Source organism: Halomonas shengliensis (genome assembly GCF_900104135.1).
Lineage (GTDB): Bacteria > Pseudomonadota > Gammaproteobacteria > Pseudomonadales > Halomonadaceae > Halomonas > Halomonas shengliensis.
The window spans coordinates 83,362-102,382 of sequence record NZ_FNIV01000001.1 but is presented as its reverse complement, the minus strand read 5'-3'; the positions used below and the strand labels follow the sequence as shown (position 1 = coordinate 102,382).

Below are 19,021 nucleotides of genomic sequence, written 5' to 3'. Positions count from 1 at the left end.
TGAGCGAGGGCTCAGCGGGCCGCGATCTCGCCGACGCCGTCCGCCCGGTCGGCACCGAAGCGCCGCACGCTTGCGACGAAGTCGCTGAAGCGCTCCCCCTGGATCAGCACGTGGTCGCGCATCGCCTGCTCGGCGCGCGCCGCGTCACCCGCCTCGATGGCCGCCACGATCTCGCGATGCTCCTGCAGCGAGGAGCCGATGCGCTGGCGCACCTGCAGCTGCAGGCGCCGGTAGGGCTTGAGGCGCTGCTTGAGCTGGCGCGCCTCGCCGGCCAGGAAGCCATTGTGGCTGGCGCGGTAGATGCAGTCGTGGAAGGCCTCGTTCTCGTAGTAGTAGTCGTCGGCGTCTCCCGCCTGGGCGGCCGTCTCGCAACGCCGGTGCGCCTCGCGCAGCGCGGCCAGCTCCTCCCCGCCGATGCGCCGCGCGGCCAGGCGGCCGCACATCCCCTCGAGCTCGGCCATCACCTCGAACATCTCGATCAGCTCGTCGATGCCGACCCGGGCGACGAAGGTACCCTTCTTGGGCGACACCGTCACCAGGCCGCTGGCCACCAGCTGCTGCACCGCCTCGCGCACCGGGGTGCGCGACACCCCGAACTCGCGGCACAGCGCCTCTGGATCGAGGCGCTCGCCGGGCGTGCGCCGGCCGTTGATGATGTCGTCCTCGAGGGCGTCCCTGAGGCGCTGGGCGTTCGAGCGTTTTTGGATGTCCATGAGAATTACCTTAGCGTGCCCTGCAAGCTCCATGCTTGCACAATGCTGATGTATGCGTTATACATTCTGAAGTATACAACAAACAACATGATATATGACATGAACAATTATTTTAGATCCGAGATACCTACGAGTGACGCTGCCGAGTGGCCAGTTGGTTACAAGATGCCTGAGATTCTAGCCTATGGGGCAACCGAACTCTCTCAAGAGATTCATGCAAAGCGCATCAGCTGCACTGAGGTTATGGAAGCTTACCTCAAGCATATTGACAACATAAACCCTTCAGTAAATGCAATTGTATCCATCAGGCCAACAGAGGAGCTGCTCGAAGAAGCTCGCCAATATGATCTTGAGTTAACAAGAGGCAAATCACGCGGGTGGCTACATGGAATACCGTTGGCAATAAAAGATTTATCAGCAACATCAGGAATAAAAACCACCCTGGGCTCACCTCTCTTCAAAAACAACGTACCACAGAAAGATAGCTTTATGGTGAGCAGAATAAGGGAAAAAGGAGCAATCATAATAGGCAAAACCAATACACCAGAATTCGGGCTGGGCTCACAAACCTTCAACAACGTATTCGGAATAAGCAGGAATGCATACGACAACAAACTTACAGCAGGCGGCTCTAGTGGCGGTGCTGCTGCCGCTCTAGCATTACACATGCTGCCTGTCGCAGATGGTAGCGACATGATGGGTTCACTGAGAAACCCAGCCGCATACCATAACATATATGGATTAAGGCCTTCTTTTGGCCGAATACCGTCAGGCCCGGCACCGGAATTTTTTTGTCATCAACTTGGCACTGAAGGCCCGATGGCGAGGAACATTGATGATTTACAAAGACTGCTTCATACACAGTCAGGACATGAGCCAAGAAGCCCACTAACACTTACGGATGATCCCTCCAAATTATTAGGAGGCTTGAGCAGCAACCAAAAAGGCACACGCATTGGCTGGCTAAAAGACTGGGGCGGCGAACTCCCGATGGAAGAGGGAGTAATAGAGGTTTGTGAAGAGGCCCTAAAAACTTTTGGCGACATCGGCTGTATAGTCGAAAACAGCCCTCCCCCCATGGCAATGAGTCAAATCTGGGAAAGCTGGACCAAACTTCGCCAATGGGCAATATCAGGAAACCTTGCAACATTCTATAAAGACGAAAAAAAACGCAGCCTGCTTAAACCGGAAGCACAATGGGAGATAAGAGAGGGCTTATCTCTCACTGCACATGAGATCCATGAAGCTAGCGTAACAAGAAGCCTGTGGTACACAACTCTCTTCGAATGTTTTGAAAATTATGACTTCTTAGCATTGCCAAGCGCGCAATGCTTCCCGTTCCTTGCAACAACACCTTGGCCTAGCGAAATATCCGGAAAGGTGATGGACACATACCATCGATGGATGCAAGTAGTTGTACCCGGCTCCCTTTCCGGATGCCCAATATTGAACATTCCGGCGGGGTTCAACCCCCAAGGACTCCCAATGGGCATTCAGGTCATCGCTCCACACCGAAGCGAACTATCGCTTCTCAAACTTGCTAAAGCTTACGAGGAGGCAGCTCCAGACTGGAAAAAAAGAAAGCCCAAAATTTTAGAAAAAAAAGATAATAATTAATGAAAGATGCCTGGTTGAACACGCAAGCCCATAAAACCCTCCAGCGGAGGGAAACAATCAAATCAACCAAAGAGACTCCCTTATGATAAAGCAACTCGGCGATGTATTCTCCACATTCTCAGAGCGATTCATGCCTGAGCCAATAATTTTTGCTTTCTTGCTAACAATTGTAACTTTTGTACTTGGACTCTTGCTTACAGATAGCAGCATAATAACAATGGTTGATCATTGGTATGAAGGGTTCTGGAATCTTCTATCCTTTACCATGCAGATGGTAATGATATTGGTCACTGGCCATGCATTGGCAACTGCACCTGCCGTAAAGAAGTGGATACAGCGGCTGGCCTCTCAGCCAAGCAGCAGCGCACAAGCAGCAGCGCTAACTGCCCTGGTAGCCTGTATTTTTTCGTGGTTCAATTGGGCACTTGGATTGATTGTAGGGGCTATTTTTGCATTAGAGATAGGAAAGGCCGCATATAAGCAAGGTGTAAAGCTACACTACCCATTAATTGTGGCAGCCGGCTATTCTGGACAAATGGTATGGCATCTGGGTCCGTCTTCTTCATCAGGCTTGACTGTTGCAACCAGCGGCCATTTTCTTGAAGACGCCATCGGCATCATACCTATCACAGAAACAGCTTTCTCTAGCTATGCGCTTCTCAATAGCCTGATGCTCATTGCAGTAGTTGTCCCTGTCACTTTCTTCCTGATGTCGCCTCGCAAAGAAAACGAGCTATCTGGAATTGAAGAGTACGCACCGCAATTCCTCAAAGAAGAAGACCCCAACGCAAACATAGATACTTCTAATAGTATCGGGGCGCGAATGGATTCAGTTTGGTTCACGGTAATTTTTATAGCGCTTGCTGGTTGCTATGCATTCTTGCACTTTTCTCGAAATGGGTTTGATCTTAACCTAAATATCGTCAACTTTGTTTTCCTTTTCCTTGGCTTGGCCTTACATAAAACACCAGTCAGATATATGAATGCTGTGACAGATGCTGCCAAGGGAGCGAGCGGGATCATACTTCAGTTTCCGTTTTATGGCGGCATCATGGGTATGGTGACCCTATCAGGTCTGGCAGTAATCTTCGTGGATGCAATGCTAAGCATAGCGACTCCACAAACCCTTCCAGTGATCAGCTGGTTCTCTGCCGGTTTGCTTAATATTTTTGTACCTTCCGGGGGCGGTCAGTGGGCTGTGCAAGGTCCCATCTTGGCAGAGGTGGCTCAAGAGCTTGGTGTGTCCGTTGGGAGAATCATTACTGCCTTCGGCGCAGGCGACACTTGGACCAATATGTTCCAACCATTCTGGGCACTGGCACTGCTTGGCATCACAGGGGTCAAGGCGCGCCATATCATGGGCTACTGCATGACATTGCTCTTAGTTGCAGTTCCTTTCTATATAATCGGCCTGACTTTCTTTCCATAAATGAAATGATTGTCCCCCGGCGTGTCCGGGGGACGTCTACAAGAAGTTAAGGCATATTTACATGAACATGACCTTCCTGCAGGAGCTGTTCAACAACATCACCCAGCGCGACGCCCTGCTGCGGCGTCGCCACGGGGGTGACGAGTCGCCGGACCACGAGGACCTGGTGGCCGCCTGCCACGCCCTGCTCGAGAGCGACGGCGAGGCCTCCAGCATCGCCCTGGCCAGCCGCGCGCTGGACATGTACGAGTGCCTCGCCGAAGAGCAGCGCCTGGCCTTCTTCGTGCGGCTGGGCGGAGAGTTCGCCGCCGAGCCGGCGACCATCGACGCCGCCTACGCGGCCTACCGCGAGGGCCGCGACAACGCCGCCCTGGAGGCGCTGTTCGAGGCCTGCGAGCCGCGCCGCCAGGAGCTCTTCCGGCGCCTCAACCTGGCCCGCGACGGCACCTACGCACTGGTGCGCATGCGCGAGGACCTGCTCGGTATGCTGCGCGAGCACCCCGAGCTCGCCGCCATCGACAGCGACTTCGCCCACCTGTTCGGCTCCTGGTTCAACCGCGGCTTCCTGATGCTCAAGCGCATGGACTGGAACACCCCGGCCTCGATCCTCGAGAAGATCATCCGCTACGAGGCGGTGCACGAAATCCGCGACTGGGACGACCTGCGCCGCCGCCTGGACGCCCGCGACCGGCGCTGCTTCGCCTTCTTCCACCCGGCAATCGGCGACGAGCCGCTGATCTTCGTGGAGGTGGCGCTGTGCAAGGGGCTGCCGGCGCGCATCCAGCCGATCCTGGCCGGCGAGGAGAGCGGCGTGGAGGAGCCTGAGGAGGCCGATGCCGCCGCCTTCTTCGGCATCAGCAACTGTCAGACCGGGCTGCGCGGCATCTCCTTCGGCAACTTCCTGATCAAGCAGGTGGTGCAGGAGCTCAAGCAGGAGTTGCCGCAACTGAAGCACTTCGTGACCCTCTCGCCGGTGCCGGGCTTCGCCCGGTGGCTGGCCGAGCGGCGCGACGACGAGGCCCTGCCGGCGGCCACCCGTGAGGCACTGGCTTCGCTGGAGGCACCCGACTGGCACGCCGATGCCGAGCGCGCCGAGGCGCTCAAGGCCCGGCTGCGCCCGCTGGCGGCGCGCTACCTCGCCGAGGAGAAGAACGCCCGCGGCCTGCCGCTCAACCCGGTGGCCCGCTTCCACCTGGGCAACGGTGCCGAACTGCACCGCATCAACTGGCTCGGCGACGTCTCGACCAAGGGACTCGAGCAGGGCGCCGGGCTGATGGTCAACTACCTCTATGTGCTCAACGACATCGAGCGCAACCACGAGAACTACACGGCCCACGGAACCGTGGCCTGTTCGGGCGAGGTGAAGGACCTCGTGCGCAAGGCCAGGAAGCAGGCCAAGGGAGAGACAAGCAAATGAGCCACAACCTGTTCGAGACCTTCGCCGCCCGCATGCAGGCCCGCGGCGACGCCGACTTCGTCACCACCCGCGAGGGGCGCCGCTACTCCCACGCCGACGCCCTGGCCGGGAGCGCCCGCCTGGCCGGCGTCCTGGTCGAGCTGGGCGTGACGCCGGGGGATCGGGTGGCGGTGCAGGTGGACAAGAGCCCCGAGGCGATCCTGCTCTACCTCGCCACCCTGCGCGTCGGCGCCGTCTACCTGCCTCTCAACACCGGCTACACCGGCGACGAGATCCGCTACTTCCTCTCCGACGCCGAGCCGGCACTGTTCGTCTGCCGCCCGGCGGTGCTCGATGAGGCGCGCACCATCGCCGGGGAGACCGGCTGCCCGGCGGTCCAGACCCTGGGCACCGCTGCCGACGGCAGCCTGATGGAGGCCACCGCCAGCGCCACCCCGCGCGAGGCGGTCGAGCCCCGCGAGGAGAATGACCTCGCCGCCATCCTCTACACCTCGGGCACCACCGGACGCTCCAAGGGCGCCATGCTCACCCATCGCAACCTGGGTTCCAACGCCGCCACCCTGGTGAAGGCGTGGGGCTTCGGCGAGGAGGACCGGCTGATCCACGCCCTGCCGATCTTCCATACCCACGGCCTCTTCGTGGCCTGCAACGTCACCCTGATGGCCGGCTCCAGCATGCTGTTCCTGCCGAAGTTCGACGCCGACGTCATCTTCGAGGAGATGCCCCGCGGCACGGTGATGATGGGCGTGCCCACCTTCTATACCCGCCTGGTGGCCGACGACCGCCTCACCCCCGAGGTCACCGCCAGGATGCGCCTGTTCGTCTCCGGCTCGGCGCCGCTCACCGCCGAGACCCACCAGGCCTTCGAGGAGAAGACCGGCCACGCCATCCTCGAGCGCTATGGCATGACCGAGACCAACATGAACATCTCCAACCCCTACGACGGCGCGCGCCGCGCCGGCACCGTGGGCCAGCCGCTGCCCGGGGTGGAGATCCGCATCACCGACCGCGAGAGCGGCGAGGAGGTCCCCCGGGGCGAGATTGGCATGCTCCAGGTGCGCGGCCCCAACGTCTTCATCGGCTACTGGCGCATGCCCGAGAAGACCCGCGAGGAGCTCCTCGAGGACGGCTTCTTCATCACCGGCGACCTGGCCCTGGTGGACGAGCACGGCTACGTGCAGATCGTCGGCCGCGACAAGGACCTGGTGATCTCCGGCGGCTTCAACGTCTACCCGAAGGAGGTGGAGCAGGTGATCGACGAGCTCGAGGGCGTGGTGGAGTCGGCGGTGGTCGGCCTGCCCCACCCCGACCTCGGCGAGGGGGTCACCGCCGTGGTGGTGCCCGAGGCCGGCGCCGAGCTCACCGAGGCCGAGGTGCTCGGGCAACTGCAGGGGCGCCTGGCCCGCTACAAGCAGCCCAAGCGGGTCTTCTTCGTCGACAGTTTGCCCCGCAACACCATGGGCAAGGTACAGAAGAACCAGCTGCGCCAGCAGTTCCAGGACACCTATCGCTGAGGAGCCCTCATGCCGACCACGATCCGTTACTACTACACCCACATCTCACCGTGGAGCTACCTGGGCCATGCCCGTCTCGGCGAGATCGCCACCCGCCACGGCGCCAGCGTAGACTACGTGCCGCTCACCCTGGGGGCGATCTTCCCGCGCACCGGCGGGCTGCCGCTGGCCAAGCGCGCCCCCGAGCGCCAGGCCTACCGCATGGCCGAGCTCAGCCGCTGGCCGCAGCGGCTGGGTATTCCCCTCAACCGGGAGCCGGCGCACTTCCCGACCGATGACCGCCCGGCGGCGAGGCTGGCGCTGGCGGCCAAGGCCCGGGGGCATGACATCGCCGAGCTGTCGCTTGCGCTCATGCGCGCCTGCTGGGCCGAGGAGCGCGACATCGCCGACCCCGCGACCCTGCGCGAGGTCGCCGACGCCTGCGGGCTGGACGGCAGCGCCCTGCTGGAGGAGGCCGAGAGCGAGGCGGGCCAACGGCACCTGGAGGAGGCCTGCCGGGCCGCCCTGGACGATGGCTGCTTCGGGGCGCCCTGGTACCTGCTCGACGGCGAGCCCTTCTGGGGCCAGGACCGCCTGGAACTGCTCGAGGAGGCCCTGGCGCGCCGCGCCTGACCCCTTGGACTAGACTCATCAGCGGTTCCCCCCAGGAGAGCACGACATGCCACAACCTCCCGTCGCCCTGGCCGATGTCAGGGCCCTGACCTTCGATGTCTTCGGCACCGTGGTGGACTGGCGCAGCAGCGTCATCCGCGAGGGCGAGGCGCTGGGCAAGCGCCTGGGCCTCGCGGTGGACTGGGCGGCCTTCGCCGACGCCTGGCGCGGCGGCTATGCGCCGGCCATGGACCGGGTGCGCCACGGCGAGCTGCCCTGGACACGCCTCGACGACCTGCACCGCATGACGCTGGACCGCCTGCTGGAGGCGTTCGGCATCGCCGATGCCCTCGACGAGGCCGAGCGGGAGCGCTTCAACCGGGTCTGGCACCGCCTGGATCCCTGGCCGGACAGCGTCGCCGGCCTGGCCCGCCTGCGCGAGCGCTACGTGCTGGCCACCCTCTCCAACGGCAACGTCTCGCTGCTGGTGAACATGGCCAGGCGCGCCGGGCTGCCCTGGGACTGCGTGCTCTCGGCGGAGCTCGCCGGCCACTACAAGCGCGACCCCGAGGTCTACCGCATGGCCGCCCGCCTGCTCGACCAGCCCCCCGAGCGCATCCTGATGGTCGCCGCCCACCAGGACGACCTCCAGGCCGCCCACCGCGAGGGCTTCCGCACCGCCTTCGTACGGCGCCCCCTGGAGCATGGCCCAGACGCCACCCCCGACCTCACCGTCGACCCGTGCTTCGACCTGGTGGCCGACGACTTCCACGAGCTGGCCGACCGGCTCGGCCTGCCCGGCGGAGCACACCCTTGACGGATGCCAGCCGCAAGGTGGGGCCAGACGCGGGTCATCCTCGCCGAGCCCGCAAGCCCGCGTACCAGCCGGCATAGGGCGTGTTCTCGACCTTGCGCCGGGTGTGGTCGGGAGCACCGTCCTCCCACCATACCGGCCCACGTTCACCCAGCGCATGCTTCGCGGCATCGACCCGTTCCCGGGCCTCGCGCTCGGCACGGGCGTCGCCCTCCCGACGAGCCTGGCCCACGTCGCGACGGGCCTGCATCAGCCGCTGCACCGCGTCCTTGCGCTGTGGTTCCGGCAGTGAAGGGTCAGAGCAGCGCCAGAGGCGGCCCCGGACCACGATATAGCGCCCGTCCGGCGTCGTGAGTGGCGCGGAGCCCATGGTCAGGCTCAACCGCCGCGCTGCTGGGCGCTCATGGCGCTGCCCGAGGCGGGGCGCTCCACCTCGAAGAGGTCGGTGCAGCGGGCGTAGTCGTTGCCGGCCATGCGCCCGATGGGCCTGAGCCCCTCGGCATCCACGTGGCGGCCGTCCCACAGGGCGTCGTCGACATGGATCGACACCACCTCGGCCAGCACCAGGTTGCCGGCCAGGGGCTGGTCGCCGAAGCGCACGATCTCCCTCAGCCGGCAGCCGAAGGCCACCGGGGCACCGGCCACCCGCGGCACCGATACGCCGGGCATCGCCACCTTCTCGAGGCCGGCATGCACGAACTCGTCGTCGCCGTGCTCGAGCCCCGCGCTGGTGGCGTTCATCTCGTTCACCAGCCCCTCGCCGCTGATATGCACCACGCACTCCGGCACCTCAGCGAGGTTGCGGATGGTGTCCTTGGGATGGCCGTCGCCGTCGAGCAGCGGCGAGAAGCCCAGCACCGGCGGGTTGACGCTCACCACGTTGAAGAAGGAGAAGGGCGCCAGGTTGGCGTTGCCCGCCGCGTCCAGGGTCGAGACCCAGGCGATGGGGCGTGGGCAGATGCTGCCCGAGAGCAGGCGGTAGACCTTGCCCGGGCTCAGGGGGTGTTCCTCCAGCAGGTAGTCGCTCATGACAGGGCTCCGTGAGAATCGCGATGCCCCGATGGTAGCCCATCCAGAACCTCGCTGTGGCACCATGACCCTGTCTCCCCGGCACCCAGCGAAGGAACCGCGCCATGCCCGCTCACGACGCCTCCCTGCAGCCCGGCTTCATGGTGATCCACGGCAACCGCCTGGAGGTCCTGCGCGGCCTGGCGGTGGAGTGGATGCGCGGCCATCCGCTGGGGGTGCTGGAGAACGAGACGATTCTGGTGCAGAGCAACGGCATCAGCCAGTGGCTGAAGCTGGCGCTGGCCGAGGACCGCGAGCGGGGCGGCGCCGGCATCGCCGCGGCGCTGGATGTCACCCTGCCGGCGCGCTTCCTGTGGCAGGCCTACCGCTCCGTACTCTCTCAACGGGAGGGCGAGGACGCGGTGCCGCCGGTCTCGCCCTTCGACAAGCCGCGCCTGGTGTGGCGGCTGATGCGCCTGCTGCCCGCCCTGCTCGACTCGGATACCTTCACCCCCCTGGCACGTTTCCTGGAAGGCGACGACGACCTGCGCAAGCGCCACCAGCTCGCCGAACGCCTGGCCGACCTCTTCGACCAGTACCAGGTCTACCGCGCCGACTGGCTCGCCGCCTGGGCCGCGGGCGAGGACGTGATCCTCACCGCCCGGGGCGAATCACGCCCGCTCGCCGAGGAGCAGCGCTGGCAGGCCGAGCTGTGGCGGGCGCTGCGCGACGACATCGAAAGCGCCCACGGTGAGGCGGGCCTGGCCTCCAGCCGCGCGGCGGTGCACGAGCGCTTCCTCGCGGCCTGCCAGGCGCTCGATGCGACACAGCGTCCGCCCGGCCTGCCGCGGCGGGTGGTGGTGTTCGGCATCTCCTCGCTGCCCGCCCAGACCCTGGAGGCGCTGGCCGCCATGGCGCGGGTGAGCCAGGTGCTGCTCTGCATGCACAACCCCTGCCGCCACTACTGGGCGGACATCATCGAGCACAAGGAGCTGCTTCGCGCCGAGAGGAAGCGCCAGCGGCGCCGCCCCGGTATGCCGGCGGACCTCGCCGAGACCGAGCTGCACCTCCATGCCCAGCCGCTGCTGGCCGCCTGGGGCAAGCAGGGCCGCGACACCCTGCGCCTGCTGGACGAGTTCGACGAGGCCCAGGCCTACCGCCACCTCTTCGAGGGTGAGGCGCTGCGCATCGACCTCTTCGACTCACCGCTGGGTGAAGGGGAAAGCAACGCCGAGCCCAGCCTGCTGCGCCAGCTGCAGGACGATATCCTCGAGCTGCGCCCGCTCGCCGAGACCCGCGAGGCCTGGCCCGCCGTGGACCCAAGCCGCGACCGCTCGCTGCGCTTCCAGGTCGCCCACAGTGCCCTGCGCGAGGTGGAGGTCCTCCACGACCAACTGCTCGCCGCCTTCAGCGAGGACCCCACCCTCAGGCCCCGCGACATCCTGGTGATGGTGCCGGACGTGGACCAGTACGCCGCCGCGGTGCAGGCGGTGTTCGGCCGGCTGGACCCCGACGATCCGCGGCATATCCCCTTCACCCTCTCCGACCAGGCGAGCCGCCACCGCCTGCCGCTGCTGATCGCCCTCGAGCAGCTACTGCGGCTGCCGGAGCTGCGTCTCTCGGTGAGCGACCTGCTCGACCTGCTGGAGGTGCCGGCGATACGCGCGCGCTTCGGTATCCCGGAGAATGGCCTACCCACATTGCGCCGCTGGATCGAGGGCGCCGGCATCCGCTGGGGGCTCGACGCCCGCCAGCGCCAGAGCCTCGACCTGCCGGAGGGCCTCACCGCCAACACCTGGGCCTTCGGCCTGCGCCGCCTGCTGCTGGGCTACGCGGTGGGCGCCGCCGCCGAGGGCCCCTGGCAGGCGATCGAGCCCTATGACGACATCGGCGGGCTCGAGGCGGCGCTGGCCGGCCCCCTGGTGACGATGATCGACACCCTGGAGGAACAGTGGCGGCGGCTGGCCGAGCCCTGCGACGTGGCCAGCTGGGGCGAGCGGCTGCGCGAGCTGCTCTCGGCCTGCTTCCTGGCCGAGGCCGACCAGGATCTGATGGCGCTGACCCGCCTCGAGCAGGCGCTGGAGGCGTGGCAGGAGAGCGCCGAGGAGGCCGGATTGACCGAGCCCCTGCCGCTCTCGGTGGTGCGCGAGCACTGGCTCGCCCAGGTGGACGAGGCGAGCCTCTCCCAGCGCTTCCTGGCCGGGGCGGTGAACATCGCCACCCTGATGCCGATGCGCGCCATCCCCTTCCGCCACGTCTGCCTGCTGGGCATGAACGACGCCGACTACCCGCGGGTGCAGCGCCCGCTGGACATCGACCTGATGGCCCAGGACTACCGCCCCGGCGACCGCTCGCGCCGCGAGGACGACCGCTACCTCTTCCTGGAGGCGCTGCTCTCGGCCCGCGACCGGCTGAGCATCAGCTGGGTGGGGCGCAGCATCGTCGACAACACGGAGCAGCCCCCCTCGGTGCTGCTGGGCCAGCTGCGCGACCACCTCGCCCGGGGCTGGAAGCTGGAGGGAAGAGAGGACGACGACGGTGGCAGGGCGCTATTGAAGGCGCTGACCACCGAGCACCCGCTGCAGCCGTTCAGCATCGAGTACTTCCGTGGTGCGGCACCGGGCACCGATAGAGAGGGCTCGGGACTCTTCACCTACGCCCACGAGTGGCGCGAGCTGCACCGCCCCGAGGCCGAGGCGGCACCGTCCCCGGCGGTGGAACCGCCGCTCGCGCCCTACCGGCAGGAGCGCCCGCTGACCCTGGCGCAGCTGGGCAACTTCCTCAAGGCGCCGGTGCAGGCCTTCTATACCACCCGGCTCAGGGTCCATCTCGAAACGGAGGCCATGGAGCGGCTCGACCACGAGCCCTTCGCCCTGGACGGCCTCGACCACTGGCAGCTGCAGCAGGCGCTGATCGAGGCGAGCCGCGTGGCGGTGGAGGCCGGCGAGCCCCATGAGCCAGCCATGCTGGCCACTTTGGAGCGCCTCGAGCGACAGGGGCGCCTGGCCATGGGCGGCTTCGCCGAGCGGATGCGCGACAGCCTCGTCGAGCCCATGGAGACCCTCTTCGCCGACTACCGCCAGGCCCTCGCGGAATGGCCCCATGCCATGCAGGCGCCGCTGGATATCTCGCTGGCGCTTGGCGAGGCGCTGGGCGAAGGGTGGGATGAGAGTCGGAGCGCAGGCCTCGCCCTGGAGGACTGGCTGGGCGAGCTGCGCGTCAACGACGCCATGGAGCGTTGCCGGCTGCTGCTGGTCACCAGCAGCCTGGTGAAGAAGGGCAAGTACCAGTGGCGCCACTGGATCGGCCCCTGGGTCGCTCATCTGGCCGGCCAGCTGCAGGGCCCCATGACCACCCGCCTGCTCTCCCGCGCCGGCGGCGGCACCCTGGCCCCGATACCCGCCGAGCAGGCCCGGGCCCACCTCGCCGACATCGCCGCCGCCTGGCAGCACGGCATGGCCACCCCGCTGCCGCTAGCCCGGGACTCTGCCTTCGCCTGGCTGGAGAAGGGCGGCACGCCCCAGGCCATGCAACGCTGCCTTGCCGGCAAGGCCAGCGAGGAGGACGCCAAGGCCTGGAAGGCGTTGGACACCACCTTCCACGGCAGCGGCTACAACAACGACCATGGCGAGCGCGGCCGCGATCCCTACCTGATGCGTCAGTGGCCGGCGCTCGAGGCGCTGCTGCACTCGCCGGAAGGTGGCGGCTTCGCCGAGCTGGCCGAGCGGCTCTATGCCCCGCTGCTGCATGCGGTGCGCAAGCCGAGGACGAGCAAGGGTAAGGGAAACAGTGGCAAGGGAGGCCAGGCATGAGCAGCGATCACCACACGCCCCCCACCCTGGACCCGACCCACCTGCCGCTTACCGGCAGCCGGCTGATCGAGGCCAGCGCCGGCACCGGCAAGACCTTCACCATCGCCCTGCTCTACGTGCGCCTGGTGCTGGGCCCGCGGAACGAGGACGACGCCGAGAGCTTCCCCCGCGCCCTTACCCCGCCGGAGATCCTGGTGGTGACCTTCACCAACGCCGCCACCCGCGAGCTGCGCGACCGCATCCGCGCCCGGCTGGTGGAGGCCGCGGATGCGTTTCTGGAAGCAGCGGGCGACTCAGCAGACGAAGCGCCGGGGAAAGCCCCGTCCATGACAGGGGATCTCTTCGCCGAACCACCGGTGGATAACTCGGAAGCCGTGGATAATTCGGCGGCGGTGGAAAAGCCCGGCGGCGATCCGCTGCTGGCCCTGCGCGACAGCTACCCCCGCGAGCGCTGGCCCGCCTGCGCCCGCCGCCTGCAGCTGGCCGCCGAGTGGATGGACGAGGCTGCGGTCTCCACCATCCACGCCTGGTGCCACCGCATGCTGCGCGAGCACGCCTTCGAGAGCGGCAGCCTCTTCTCGCTGGAGATGAACCTCGACCAGTCCGAGCTCGAGCTGGAGGTCGCCCGGGACTACTGGCGCAGCTTCTACTACGCCCTGGACGCCGATGCCCTGGCGGTGGTCACCCGCCACTGGGAGACCCCGGACGATCTGGTGGAGGACGTGCGCCGCCTGCAGGGCGAGGCCGACCTGCTCCCCGACGCCCCGCCCCCCGCCGGCGCCCTGGCCGCCATGCGCGCCGAACGCGAGCGGGTGCTCACCGAGCTCAAGGCGCCCTGGCCCGCCTGGCTCGACGAACTCGCCGAGCGACTCGAGACGGCCGCCGCCGCCAAGGCCTTCGACCAGCGCAAGCTCAACAGCAAGAGCCGCGCCGACTGGCTGGCGAAACTGCGCGACTGGGCCCAGGACCCCGAACTCACCGCTCCGGCGCTCACCGATACCGCCTGGAAGCGCCTGACGCCCGAGGGCATGGCCGAGATCTGGAAGACCGGCGAGCCCCTGGACCACCCCGCCCTGCACGCCCTGGCCGAACTGCCCGAACGGCTCGAGGCCCTGCCCGACGCCCGCGCCGACCTGCTGGCCCACGCCGTGCGCTGGATGGGCGAGCGTCGCCGCCGGGTGCAGCAGCGCCGCGCCGAACTCGGCCCCGACGACCTGCTCGAGCGTCTCGACGAGGCCCTCGACGGGCCCGCCGGCCAGGCGCTGGCCACCCAGGTACGCCGACAGTTCCCGGTGGCGCTGGTGGACGAGTTCCAGGACACCGACCCGGTGCAGTACCGGCTGTTCGACCACGTCTACCGCCTCGCCCAGGCACCGGACCCCGAGGACCCCAGCGGCATCCTGCTGATCGGCGACCCCAAGCAGGCGATCTACGCCTTCCGCGGCGCCGACATCCACACCTACCTGCAGGCGCGCCGCGACACCGCCGGGCGCCACGTGACGCTCGGCACCAACTTCCGCTCCGCCAGCGCCATGGTGGAGGCCGTCAACCGCGTCTTCCGCTTCGCCGACGCCCACCCCGCCGGCCGCGGCGCCTTCCTGTTCCGCTCATCCGAAGGCGACAACCCGGTGCCCTTTCTACCGGTGGCCGCGAAAGGGAGAAAGGACACCCTGATCCGCGACGGTACGGTGCTTCCCGCGCTGACGCTGTGGCACCTTGCGGCGCAGGGCGACGATGCCGAGAAGGGCATGAGCAAGGGCGCCTACTTCGACACCATGGCCGAGCGCTGCGCCACCGAGATGGCCACCCTGCTACGCGAGGGCCAGGCCGGGCGCACCGGCTTCGCCGAGGCCGGCGAGCCCTTCCGCGCGCTGGCACCGTCGGACCTCGCCGTGCTGGTCAACAACGCCAGCGAGGCCAAGGCGATCCGCGGCGCGCTGCTGGCCCGCGGCATCAGGAGCGTCTACCTCTCCGACAAGGAAGGCGTCTTCGAGACCCCGGCGGCCCTAGAGCTCGAGGTGTGGCTGGCGGCCTGTGCCGAGCCCGACAGCGAGCGGCGCCTGCATGCGGCGCTCGCCATGCCGAGCCTCGGCATGGGCCTCGCCGATCTCGACGCGCTGCAGCACGACGAGCTGGCCTGGGAGGAACAGGTGCTGCAGTTCCGGGGCTACCACCGCCAGTGGCAGCGCCAGGGCGTGCTGCCCATGCTGCACCGGTTGCTTGCCGACTTCGCCGTGCCCACCCGGCTGCTCAGGAACGCCAGTGGGGAGCGCCATTTGACCGACTTGCTGCACCTGGGCGAGCTGCTGCAGCAGGCCAGTGCCGAGCTCGATGGCCAGCACGCCCTGCTGCGCCACCTGAGCGAGGCCCGCGCCCAGCCTCCGGCGCAGGCCGACACCCATCGTCTGCGCCTGGAGAGCGACGCCGACCTGGTGCAGGTAATCACCATCCACAAGTCCAAGGGGCTGGAGTATCCGCTGGTCTTCCTGCCCTTCATCTGCGCCTTCCGCGAGAGGAAGGCCGGCGACCTGCCGCTCACCTGGCACGACGCGGCGGGCCGCCGCCGGCTGTCGCTGGCCCCCGACGAGCACGCCCTGGCCCGTGCCGACGACGAGCGCCTGGGGGAGGACCTGCGCAAGCTCTACGTGGCGCTGACCCGCGCCCGCCACGCCACCTGGCTGGGCCTCGCGCCGCTCAAGGGCTTCGAGCGCAGCGCCATCGGCCAGGTGCTCACCGCCGGTGCGCCACTCTCGCCAAGCTCGACGGATGGCCTGATCGATGCCCTGTTCCCCCTCGCCCAGGGCGCGGAGGAAACCGAACTGAAGGTGCTGCCGGCGCCGGAGCCCAGCGATCTCGCGGTGCCCGTCGAGGAGAACGGCGAGGCCCTGCGCGAGGCACTGACGCCGGCCCGCCGCGCCCGGGAGCACTGGTGGATCGCCAGCTACTCGGCGCTACGCCTGGGTGGCGAGAGGATCGGGGGTGGGGAGAAAGAGCCAGCTCTTCTGGAAGAACCCGAAACGGCGCTCTCGACAGAGCCCGAAACCGCTCTGGAGGCCACCGCCCGGGAGATGCGCGACGAGCCCCAGGACCCGGCGCAGCCGGGCCAGCCGGCGAGTGATGACTCGCTCCACCGCTTCCCCCGCGGCCCGGCGGCGGGCACCTTCCTCCACGGCCTGCTGGAGTGGGCCGGCGCCGAGGGCTTCGTGCGGCTGGCCGCCGAGCCTGGGCGCCTGGATGACACCCTGGCCCGGCGCGCCAACCTGCGCGGCTGGCGCGAGCGCATCCCGGCGCTGCAGGCCTGGCTGCGGAGCCTGCTGGCCTGCGAGCTGCCGCTGCCGAGCGCCCCGGAGGGCGCGCTCGCGCCGCTGCGCCTGGACCGGTTGGGAAGCGCTCACTATCAGGTGGAGATGGAGTTCTGGTTCGCCGCCCGCCACGTCGACACCACCCGCCTCGACGCCCTGGTGAGCGCTCACACCCTGGGCGGCGCCGCGCGGCCGGCGCTCGAGCGCGACCGCCTCAACGGCATGCTCAAGGGCTTCATCGACCTGGTGGTGGAGCACGAGGGGCGCTTCTACGTGCTGGACTGGAAATCCAACCACCTGGGCCGCGACGACGAGGCCTACAGCGAGGCGGCCATGGCGGAGGCGGTGCGCGAGAAGCGCTATGACCTGCAGTACTGCCTCTACCTGCTGGCCCTGCACCGCCTGCTCCGGGCACGCCTGCCCGACTACGACATCGATCGCCACCTGGGCGGGGCGCTCTACGTCTTCCTGCGCGGGCTCCACGCCCCCTCCCGCGGCGTGCATCGCGAGCGTCCGCCGCGCCGGCTGATCGAGGACCTGGACGCCCTGTTCCGCGACGCCGAGCGCGCCACGCGAGAGGAGCCCTGCCATGAGTGACCACCCGCCTACCCCCGAGGCCGCCACCGCCGAGGCCCTGCACGACGGCGAGGCGCTGTTCACCCTGCTCGACCGCTGGGTGGCCCGCGGCTGGCTGCGCGCCCTGGACCGCGCCTTCGCCGCCTTCCTGGCCCGGGAGGTGCCGGACGCCCCCGCCCCGCTGCTGCTCGCCGCGGCGCTGGCCAGTCACCAGCTCGGCCGCGGCCATGTCTGCCTCGACCTGGCGCAGACACTGGCCGAGCCGGACCTGGCCCTCTCGCTGCCCCCCGAGGGCGACAGCCTGGAGGACCCGCCGCCACGCCCCAGCGCCCTGCTGGGTGCGCTGGCCCTCACCGACTGGCAGGCGGCGCTCGCTCACCCGCTGATCGTCGGCGACGGCCCCGGCAACACGCCACTGGTGCTCGACGCCACCCGCCTCTACCTGCGCCGCTACTGGCACCACGAGCGCTCGATCCAGCAGCATATCGCCGCCCGGCTGGAGGGCGATGCCAGCGACGCCCGCGACCCCGCCACCCTGGCCCGGGCCCTGGCCGCCCTCTTCCCCGCGAGCGACACCCTGGACTGGCAGAAGGCCGCCTGCGCCCTGGCCGCCCGCTCGCCCTTCGCGGTAATCACCGGCGGCCCCGGCACCGGCAAGACCACCACCGTGGTCAAGCTGCTCGCCCTGCTGCAGACCCTGGCGCTGGGCGAAGGCAGCCGCGCGCTGCGCATCCGCCTGGCCGCCCCCACCGGCAAGGCCGCCGCGCGGCTCAACGAATCCATCGCCGGGCAGGTCTCGGGGCTCGATCTGGATGCGCTTGCTCCTTTACTCGGGGGTGGGGGGAGCGATACCGAGCCGCTCCGCCGCGCCATTCCCACCGAGGTCACCACCCTGCACCGGCTGCTCGGCTCGCGCCCCGATACCCGCCACTTCCGCCACAACGCCCGAAACCCGCTGCCGCTGGACGTGCTGGTGGTGGACGAGGCCTCCATGGTCGACGTGGAGATGATGGCCGCGCTGCTCGACGCCCTGCCGCCCCGCGCCCGCCTGGTGCTGCTCGGCGACAAGGACCAGCTCGCCTCCGTGGAAGCCGGCTCGGTGCTGGGCGACCTGTGCGCCCGTGCCGAGGGCGGCCACTACACCACCGAGACCGCCGACTGGCTCCGCCAGGCCATCGGCCAGGCGCTGCCCGCCGAGATGCTCGACGCCGAGGGCACGGCGCTGGACCAGGCCATCGCCATGCTGCGGGTCAGCCACCGCTTCGACGCCGCGAGCGGCATCGGCCGGCTCGCCGGTGCGGTGAATCGCGACGCCCCGGGACGCGAGAAGCGCGCCGCCATCCGCGAGGTGCTGGGCCACGGCTACGCCGACCTCTCGCATCTCAGGCTGGAGACCGACCATGATCGCGGCCTCGAACGGCTGGTGGTCTCGGGCCATGCCGCCGGCTTCCCCGACGGTGGCGAGGGCCGTGTGGTGAACGGCACGCCGCTGCCGCCGCCGGTGGGCTATCGCCACTATCTCGCGGTCATCCAGTCCGCCGCGCCGCAGCTGAGTGCCAATGGCGAAGTCGACCGCGAGGACCTGGACGACTGGGCACGCAAGGTGCTCGACGCCCACGGCCGGTTCCAGCTGCTCTGTGCCCTGCGCCGCGGCCCCTGGGGCGTGGAGGGCCTGAACGAGCGCATCCGCGCCGCACTCGAGAAAGAAGGCCTGATCGACAGCGGCGAGGGCCGCCGGCTCTGGTACCCCGGGCGCCCGGTGCTGGTGACCAGCAACGACTACGGCCTGGGACTGATGAACGGCGATATCGGCATCACCCTGGCGCTGCCCGGGGTGGCCTCCGCCGAGGGCACAGGCCGTGGCCCGGCGCTGCGCGTCGCCTTCCCCGCCGGGGACGGCAGCGGCCAGGTCAAGTGGGTGCTGCCCAGCCGCCTGCAGGCGGTGGAGACGGTGTTCGCCATGACGGTGCACAAGTCCCAGGGCTCGGAATTCACCCACACCGCCCTGCTGCTCCCCGACGCCCCCAACCCGATCCTCACCCGGGAGCTGGTCTACACCGGCATCACCCGCGCCAGGCACTGGCTCACCCTGGTGGAGACCGGGCGCGGCCAGCTGCTGGACGCGGTGGAGCGGCGGGTGATGCGGGTCAGCGGGCTGGGCGGCGGCTGAGCGTTGGCGACCAGCCGTTTTCCCGTAACCCGGTAACGCTTATATTGCAGCGGGCCGG

12 protein-coding genes are annotated in these 19,021 nt (G+C 67.8%); 9 read left to right on the top strand and 3 right to left on the bottom strand.

What is annotated here, in order from left to right; translation table 11 throughout:
• Nucleotides 1–11: 11 nt before the first annotated feature.
• The gene (locus tag BLP95_RS00505) at nt 12–713 is read right to left on the bottom strand and encodes a GntR family transcriptional regulator (RefSeq protein ID WP_089676243.1); all 702 of its coding nucleotides are present in this window, start codon (nt 711–713) and stop codon (nt 12–14) included.
• Between the two features lie 15 nt (nt 714–728).
• Here BLP95_RS00505 and BLP95_RS00500 point away from each other — a divergent pair, with 15 nt between their 5' ends.
• The 6 genes from BLP95_RS00500 (at nt 729) to BLP95_RS00475 (ending at nt 8,098) form a co-directional block, all read left to right on the top strand.
• Nucleotides 729–2,330 (top strand): amidase, encoded by a 1,602-nt coding sequence (locus tag BLP95_RS00500; RefSeq protein WP_218118499.1) that lies wholly within the window; start codon nt 729–731, stop codon nt 2,328–2,330.
• 82 nt (nt 2,331–2,412) lie between these two features.
• Complete coding sequence (locus BLP95_RS00495) at nt 2,413–3,759, top strand: short-chain fatty acid transporter (RefSeq protein WP_089676242.1); 1,347 nt, start codon at nt 2,413–2,415, stop codon at nt 3,757–3,759.
• A 61-nt stretch (nt 3,760–3,820) separates the two neighbouring features.
• Nucleotides 3,821–5,176, top strand: coding sequence for a malonyl-CoA decarboxylase (locus tag BLP95_RS00490; protein WP_089676241.1), 1,356 nt, complete (start codon nt 3,821–3,823; stop codon nt 5,174–5,176).
• Entirely contained in the window at nt 5,173–6,690 is a 1,518-nt protein-coding gene (locus BLP95_RS00485) for a malonate--CoA ligase (RefSeq protein WP_089676240.1), read from the top strand. The genes BLP95_RS00490 and BLP95_RS00485 overlap by 4 nt, the downstream gene beginning before the upstream one ends.
• A 9-nt stretch (nt 6,691–6,699) precedes the next feature.
• Entirely contained in the window at nt 6,700–7,302 is a 603-nt protein-coding gene (locus BLP95_RS00480) for a 2-hydroxychromene-2-carboxylate isomerase (protein ID WP_089676239.1), read from the top strand.
• A gap of 46 nt (nt 7,303–7,348) precedes the next feature.
• Complete coding sequence (locus BLP95_RS00475) at nt 7,349–8,098, top strand: haloacid dehalogenase type II (RefSeq protein WP_089676238.1); 750 nt, start codon at nt 7,349–7,351, stop codon at nt 8,096–8,098.
• Nucleotides 8,099–8,132: 34 nt separating this feature from the next.
• On the opposite strand, the gene BLP95_RS17010 is transcribed toward BLP95_RS00475, so the two are convergent.
• A complete protein-coding gene (locus BLP95_RS17010; RefSeq protein WP_245678639.1) occupies nt 8,133–8,345 on the bottom strand; it encodes a hypothetical protein in 213 nt (70 codons plus the stop codon).
• 128 nt (nt 8,346–8,473) lie between these two features.
• The gene (locus BLP95_RS00465; RefSeq protein WP_089676236.1) at nt 8,474–9,124 is read right to left on the bottom strand and encodes a flavin reductase family protein; all 651 of its coding nucleotides are present in this window, start codon (nt 9,122–9,124) and stop codon (nt 8,474–8,476) included.
• A 104-nt stretch (nt 9,125–9,228) separates the two neighbouring features.
• Here BLP95_RS00465 and recC point away from each other — a divergent pair, with 104 nt between their 5' ends.
• Genes recC through recD form a run of 3 tightly spaced genes read left to right on the top strand, consistent with a single transcriptional unit; the run spans nt 9,229 to nt 18,963 of the window.
• On the top strand, nt 9,229–12,915 hold the full coding sequence (recC, locus tag BLP95_RS00460) for an exodeoxyribonuclease V subunit gamma (protein WP_089676235.1): 3,687 nt from the start codon (nt 9,229–9,231) through the stop codon (nt 12,913–12,915).
• A complete protein-coding gene (gene recB, locus BLP95_RS00455) occupies nt 12,912–16,814 on the top strand; it encodes an exodeoxyribonuclease V subunit beta (RefSeq protein ID WP_089676234.1) in 3,903 nt (1,300 codons plus the stop codon). Before recC ends, recB begins: the two co-directional genes overlap by 4 nt.
• Nucleotides 16,807–18,963: an exodeoxyribonuclease V subunit alpha gene (gene recD, locus BLP95_RS00450; RefSeq protein ID WP_089676233.1), complete on the top strand. Its 2,157-nt coding sequence runs from the start codon at nt 16,807–16,809 to the stop codon at nt 18,961–18,963. The genes recB and recD overlap by 8 nt, the downstream gene beginning before the upstream one ends.
• Nucleotides 18,964–19,021: the final 58 nt, after the last annotated feature.

Bases quoted from the DNA above. Each gene is read 5' to 3' on its own strand.
- BLP95_RS00475 (WP_089676238.1), top strand. From the start codon at position 7,349: ATGCCACAACCTCCCGTCGCCCTGGCCGATGTCAGGGCCCTGACCTTC.
- BLP95_RS00505 (WP_089676243.1), bottom strand. From the start codon at position 713: ATGGACATCCAAAAACGCTCGAACGCCCAGCGCCTCAGGGACGCCCTC.
- BLP95_RS00495 (WP_089676242.1), top strand. From the start codon at position 2,413: ATGATAAAGCAACTCGGCGATGTATTCTCCACATTCTCAGAGCGATTC.
- BLP95_RS00465 (WP_089676236.1), bottom strand. From the start codon at position 9,124: ATGAGCGACTACCTGCTGGAGGAACACCCCCTGAGCCCGGGCAAGGTC.
- BLP95_RS00480 (WP_089676239.1), top strand. From the start codon at position 6,700: ATGCCGACCACGATCCGTTACTACTACACCCACATCTCACCGTGGAGC.
- BLP95_RS00490 (WP_089676241.1), top strand. From the start codon at position 3,821: ATGAACATGACCTTCCTGCAGGAGCTGTTCAACAACATCACCCAGCGC.
- BLP95_RS00485 (WP_089676240.1), top strand. From the start codon at position 5,173: ATGAGCCACAACCTGTTCGAGACCTTCGCCGCCCGCATGCAGGCCCGC.
- recC (WP_089676235.1), top strand. From the start codon at position 9,229: ATGCCCGCTCACGACGCCTCCCTGCAGCCCGGCTTCATGGTGATCCAC.
- recD (WP_089676233.1), top strand. From the start codon at position 16,807: ATGAGTGACCACCCGCCTACCCCCGAGGCCGCCACCGCCGAGGCCCTG.
- BLP95_RS17010 (WP_245678639.1), bottom strand. From the start codon at position 8,345: ATGCAGGCCCGTCGCGACGTGGGCCAGGCTCGTCGGGAGGGCGACGCC.
- recB (WP_089676234.1), top strand. From the start codon at position 12,912: ATGAGCAGCGATCACCACACGCCCCCCACCCTGGACCCGACCCACCTG.